General features: G+C 52.1%; 7 tRNA genes and 3 rRNA genes. All 10 read right to left on the reverse strand.

The annotated features are described in order from the left end of the window. Positions 1-105: ribosomal RNA gene (rrf, locus tag ACXAD6_RS00005) — 5S ribosomal RNA — on the reverse strand; the annotation flags it as partial. Positions 106-250: 145 nt separating this feature from the next. Continuing rightward, positions 251-3,167, reverse strand: a 23S ribosomal RNA gene (locus ACXAD6_RS00010). Positions 3,168-3,337: 170 nt separating this feature from the next. Then, a 16S ribosomal RNA gene (locus ACXAD6_RS00015) occupies positions 3,338-4,902 on the reverse strand. A gap of 113 nt (positions 4,903-5,015) precedes the next feature. After that, a tRNA-Ile gene (locus tag ACXAD6_RS00020) sits at positions 5,016-5,092 on the reverse strand. Positions 5,093-5,109: 17 nt separating this feature from the next. Continuing rightward, positions 5,110-5,183 (reverse strand) — tRNA-Gly (locus ACXAD6_RS00025). Between the two features lie 23 nt (positions 5,184-5,206). Then, positions 5,207-5,283 (reverse strand) — tRNA-Pro (locus tag ACXAD6_RS00030). A gap of 6 nt (positions 5,284-5,289) precedes the next feature. Continuing rightward, positions 5,290-5,366 (reverse strand) — tRNA-Arg (locus ACXAD6_RS00035). Between the two features lie 87 nt (positions 5,367-5,453). Beyond that, positions 5,454-5,541: transfer RNA gene (locus ACXAD6_RS00040), tRNA-Leu, on the reverse strand. 39 nt (positions 5,542-5,580) lie between these two features. Then, a tRNA-Leu gene (locus tag ACXAD6_RS00045) sits at positions 5,581-5,662 on the reverse strand. A gap of 7 nt (positions 5,663-5,669) precedes the next feature. Continuing rightward, positions 5,670-5,745, reverse strand: a tRNA-Lys gene (locus tag ACXAD6_RS00050). Position 5,746: the final 1 nt, after the last annotated feature.

Genomic DNA, 5,746 nt, shown 5'->3' on the forward strand with positions numbered 1-5,746 from the left:
CGTCCTACTCTCACGGGGGTAAACCCGACTACCATCGGCGCTGAAGAGCTTAACTACTGTGTTCGGCATGGGAACAGGTGTGACCTCTTCGCCTTCATCACCAGATCTTTATAACTCCTTTTTTCAAGGACAAGAACTATTATACTGTATCTTGTAATGAAAATCAAGGTGTTTTTGAAAGTTTTTTTTGAAAACCCTCAAAACTGGATAAGGAAACAACTATTGATGAAACATCATTCACGAAGTATATATAGATAAGTCATCGATCCATTAGTATCCGTCAGCTCCACGTGTCACCACGCTTCCACCTCGGACCTATCAACCTCATCGTCTCTGAGGGATCTTATCTGCTCGAAGCAGAGGGAAATCTCATCTCAAGGGGGGCTTCATGCTTAGATGCTTTCAGCACTTATCCCGACCACACGTAGCTACCCAGCGATGCTCCTGGCGGAACAACTGGTACACCAGCGGTGTGTCCATCCCGGTCCTCTCGTACTAAGGACAGCTCCTTTCAAATTTCCAACGCCCACGACGGATAGGGACCGAACTGTCTCACGACGTTCTGAACCCAGCTCGCGTACCGCTTTAATGGGCGAACAGCCCAACCCTTGGGACCGACTACAGCCCCAGGATGCGATGAGCCGACATCGAGGTGCCAAACCTCCCCGTCGATGTGGACTCTTGGGGGAGATAAGCCTGTTATCCCCGGGGTAGCTTTTATCCGTTGAGCGACGGCCCTTCCATACGGTACCGCCGGATCACTAAGCCCGACTTTCGTCCCTGCTCGACTTGTAGGTCTCGCAGTCAAGCTCCCTTGTGCCTTTACACTCTGCGAATGATTTCCAACCATTCTGAGGGAACCTTTGGGCGCCTCCGTTACTCTTTAGGAGGCGACCGCCCCAGTCAAACTGCCCACCTGACACTGTCTCCGGACCGGATTACGGTCCTGGGTTAGAATGTCCGTACAGCAAGGGTAGTATCCCACCAGCGCCTCCACCGAAGCTGGCGCTCCGGTTTCCAAGGCTCCTACCTATCCTGTACAAGCTGTACCAACATTCAATATCAGGCTGCAGTAAAGCTCCACGGGGTCTTTCCGTCCTGTCGCGGGTAATGTGCATCTTCACACATAGTATAATTTCACCGGGTCTCTCGTTGAGACAGTGCCCAAGTCGTTGCACCTTTCGTGCGGGTCGGAACTTACCCGACAAGGAATTTCGCTACCTTAGGACCGTTATAGTTACGGCCGCCGTTTACTGGGGCTTCGGTTCAACGCTTCGCATAAGCTAACGCATCCCCTTAACCTTCCAGCACCGGGCAGGTGTCAGCCCCTATACTTCGCCTTACGGCTTCGCAGAGACCTGTGTTTTTGGTAAACAGTCGCTTGGGCCTTTTCACTGCGGCTCCTCGGCAGAGGAGCACCCCTTCTCCCGAAGTTACGGGGTCATTTTGCCGAGTTCCTTAACGAGAGTTCTCCCGCTCACCTTAGGATACTCTCCTCGCCTACCTGTGTCGGTTTGCGGTACGGGCACCTCTTTCCTCATTAGAGGCTTTTCTTGGCAGTGTGAAATCAGGAGCTTCGGTACTATAGTTCCCTCCCCATCACAGCTTGACGTTGTCGGACGGATTTGCCTATTCCGACCGTCTCACTGCTTGGACGTGCACATCCAATGGCACGCTCTCCCTATCCTCCTGCGTCCCCCCGTCATTCAAACGGAAAGGAGGTGGTACAGGAATATCAACCTGTTGTCCATCGCCTACGCCTTTCGGCCTCGGCTTAGGTCCCGACTAACCCTGAGAGGACGAGCCTTCCTCAGGAAACCTTAGGCATTCGGTGAAAGAGATTCTCACTCTTTTTTCGCTACTCATACCGGCATTCTCACTTCTAAGCGCTCCACCAGTCCTTACGGTCTGACTTCGCAGCACTTAGAACGCTCTCCTACCACTGATCATAAGATCAATCCGCAGCTTCGGTGGTGTGTTTAGCCCCGGTACATTTTCGGCGCAGAGTCACTCGACCAGTGAGCTATTACGCACTCTTTGAATGATGGCTGCTTCTAAGCCAACATCCTGGTTGTCTAAGCAACTCCACATCCTTTTCCACTTAACACACACTTTGGGACCTTAGCTGGCGGTCTGGGCTGTTTCCCTCTCGACCATGAACCTTATCACCCACGGTCTGACTCCCAGAACAAAGTCTATGGCATTCGGAGTTTGACTGAATTCGGTAACCCGATAGGGGCCCCTCGTCCAATCAGTGCTCTACCTCCATGACTTTCTATTCTGAGGCTAGCCCTAAAGCTATTTCGGAGAGAACCAGCTATCTCCGTGTTCGATTGGCATTTCACCCCTACCCACACCTCATCCCCGTAATTTTCAACTTACGTGGGTTCGGGCCTCCAGTCAGTGTTACCTGACCTTCACCCTGGACATGGGTAGATCACACGGTTTCGGGTCTACGACCGCATACTCACTCGCCCTGTTCAGACTCGCTTTCGCTGCGGCTCCGCTTCTGCTGCTTAACCTCGCATACGGTCGTAACTCGCCGGTTCATTCTACAAAAGGCACGCCGTCACCCATTAACGGGCTCCGACTACTTGTAGGCACACGGTTTCAGGTTCTATTTCACTCCCCTTCCGGGGTGCTTTTCACCTTTCCCTCACGGTACTGGTTCACTATCGGTTACTAGGGAGTATTTAGCCTTGGGAGATGGTCCTCCCGGATTCCGACGGAATTCCTCGTGTTCCGCCGTACTCAGGATCCACTCCGGAGAGAGGAAGATTTCGACTACAGGGCTGTTACCCTCTTCGGCTGATCTTTCCAGATCGATTCGTCTATCTTCCTCCTTGATAACTCCAAAGGAGTGTCCTACAACCCCAGAAAGCAAGCTTTCTGGTTTGGGCTGATTCCGTTTCGCTCGCCGCTACTTGGGAAATCGCGTTTGCTTTCTCTTCCTCCGGGTACTTAGATGTTTCAGTTCCCCGGGTCTGCCTTCCTATACCTATGTATTCAGTATAGGATACTGTCCCATTACGAACAGTGGGTTTCCCCATTCGGAAATCTCCGGGTCAAAGCCTGCTTACGGCTCGCCGGAGCATATCGGTGTTAGTCCCGTCCTTCATCGGCTCCTAGTACCAAGGCATCCACCGTGCGCCCTTATTCACTTAACTATCTTCGTGAAAAGACGTTTATATAAATCAATTAGATGTCTTGTCATCATGATCTCATCGCTAGATGAGTCATAATTCCTTATCCAGTTTTCAAGGTTCACAAATTTGAAAGATGCTTTGATCTCTCAAAACTGAACAACCAACACAGTACGTTTCCGTAATATCCTTAGAAAGGAGGTGATCCAGCCGCACCTTCCGATACGGCTACCTTGTTACGACTTCACCCCAATCATTGGCCCCACCTTCGGCGGCTGGCTCCAAAAAGGTTACCTCACCGACTTCGGGTGTTGCCAACTCTCGTGGTGTGACGGGCGGTGTGTACAAGGCCCGGGAACGTATTCACCGCGGCATGCTGATCCGCGATTACTAGCGATTCCGGCTTCATGCAGGCGAGTTGCAGCCTGCAATCCGAACTGAGAATGGTTTTATGGGATTTGCTACACCTCGCGGCTTCGCTGCCCTTTGTACCATCCATTGTAGCACGTGTGTAGCCCAGGTCATAAGGGGCATGATGATTTGACGTCATCCCCGCCTTCCTCCGGTTTGTCACCGGCAGTCACCTTAGAGTGCCCAACTGAATGCTGGCAACTAAGATTAGGGGTTGCGCTCGTTGCGGGACTTAACCCAACATCTCACGACACGAGCTGACGACAACCATGCACCACCTGTCACTTGGTCCCCGAAGGGAAATCCCTATCTCTAGGGAGGTCCAAGGATGTCAAGACCTGGTAAGGTTCTTCGCGTTGCTTCGAATTAAACCACATGCTCCACCGCTTGTGCGGGCCCCCGTCAATTCCTTTGAGTTTCAGCCTTGCGGCCGTACTCCCCAGGCGGAGTGCTTAATGCGTTAACTTCAGCACTAAGGGGTGGAAGCCCCCTAACACCTAGCACTCATCGTTTACGGCGTGGACTACCAGGGTATCTAATCCTGTTTGCTACCCACGCTTTCGCACCTCAGCGTCAGAAACAGACCAGAGAGTCGCCTTCGCCACTGGTGTTCCTCCACATATCTACGCATTTCACCGCTACACGTGGAATTCCACTCTCCTCTTCTGTCCTCAAGTTCCCCAGTTTCCAATGACCCTCCACGGTTGAGCCGTGGGCTTTCACATCAGACTTAAGGAACCGCCTGCGCGCGCTTTACGCCCAATAATTCCGGACAACGCTTGCCCCCTACGTATTACCGCGGCTGCTGGCACGTAGTTAGCCGGGGCTTCCTCGTCAGGTACCGTCAAGGTACCGCTCTATTCGCACGGTACTTGTTCTTCCCTGACAACAGAACTTTACGATCCGAAGACCTTCATCGTTCACGCGGCGTTGCTCCGTCAGACTTTCGTCCATTGCGGAAGATTCCCTACTGCTGCCTCCCGTAGGAGTCTGGGCCGTGTCTCAGTCCCAGTGTGGCCGATCACCCTCTCAGGTCGGCTACGCATCGTTGCCTTGGTGAGCCGTTACCTCACCAACTAGCTAATGCGCCGCGGGCCCATCTGTAAGTGATAGCGAGAAGCCATCTTTCAACTTATCTTCATGCGAAGAAAAGTATTACCCGGCATTAGCCCCGGTTTCCCGGGGTTATTCCGATCTTACAGGCAGGTTGCCCACGTGTTACTCACCCGTCCGCCGCTCGTTCCACGAGCTTCACCCCGAAGGGATCCGCTCGCTTCCCGCGCTCGACTTGCATGTATTAGGCACGCCGCCAGCGTTCGTCCTGAGCCAGGATCAAACTCTCCATAAAAGTAGTTTGACTTGCTCATTTGCACACCGAATGTGCTTGTTTCAAATTTCTTCATTAAAGAAGAAATGTTTTGACGTACTGGTTGGTTCGTTCAGTTTTCAAAGATCAAGTAATGGTGGGCCTGAGTGGACTTGAACCACCGACCTCACGCTTATCAGGCGTGCGCTCTAACCAACTGAGCTACAGGCCCCAATGGTGATTGAATAATGGAGCGGGTGAAGGGAATCGAACCCTCATCATCAGCTTGGAAGGCTGAGGTTTTACCACTAAACTACACCCGCATATATCATGTTGTATTTCTCGATGGTCGGGAAGACAGGATTCGAACCTGCGACCCCTTGGTCCCAAACCAAGTGCTCTACCAAGCTGAGCTACTTCCCGTTAAAATGGCGCGCCCGAGAGGAGTCGAACCCCTAACCTTCTGATCCGTAGTCAGACGCTCTATCCAATTGAGCTACGGGCGCATTTTATAATAGCTTTGCGTTGAAAGCGACTTTTCTATCTTAACACGTTTCCGTGTCGATTGCAACAACTTTTTTAAAGAAATTAGTTGGTGCGGTCGAGAGGACTTGAACCTCCACGGGATTAACTCCCACTAGGCCCTCAACCTAGCGCGTCTGCCGATTCCGCCACGACCGCAGCATTATTATAATGGAATGCTGATCATGGTAATTAAAGTGCGGGTGGAGGGACTTGAACCCCCACGCCGTGAAGCACTAGATCCTAAATCTAGCGTGTCTGCCAATTCCACCACACCCGCAAATAAATGGTGAGCCATGAAGGATTCGAACCTTCGACCCTCTGATTAAAAGTCAGATGCTCTACCAGCTGAGCTAATGGCTCT

The organism is Halobacillus sp. ABH2_015 (assembly GCF_056158945.1).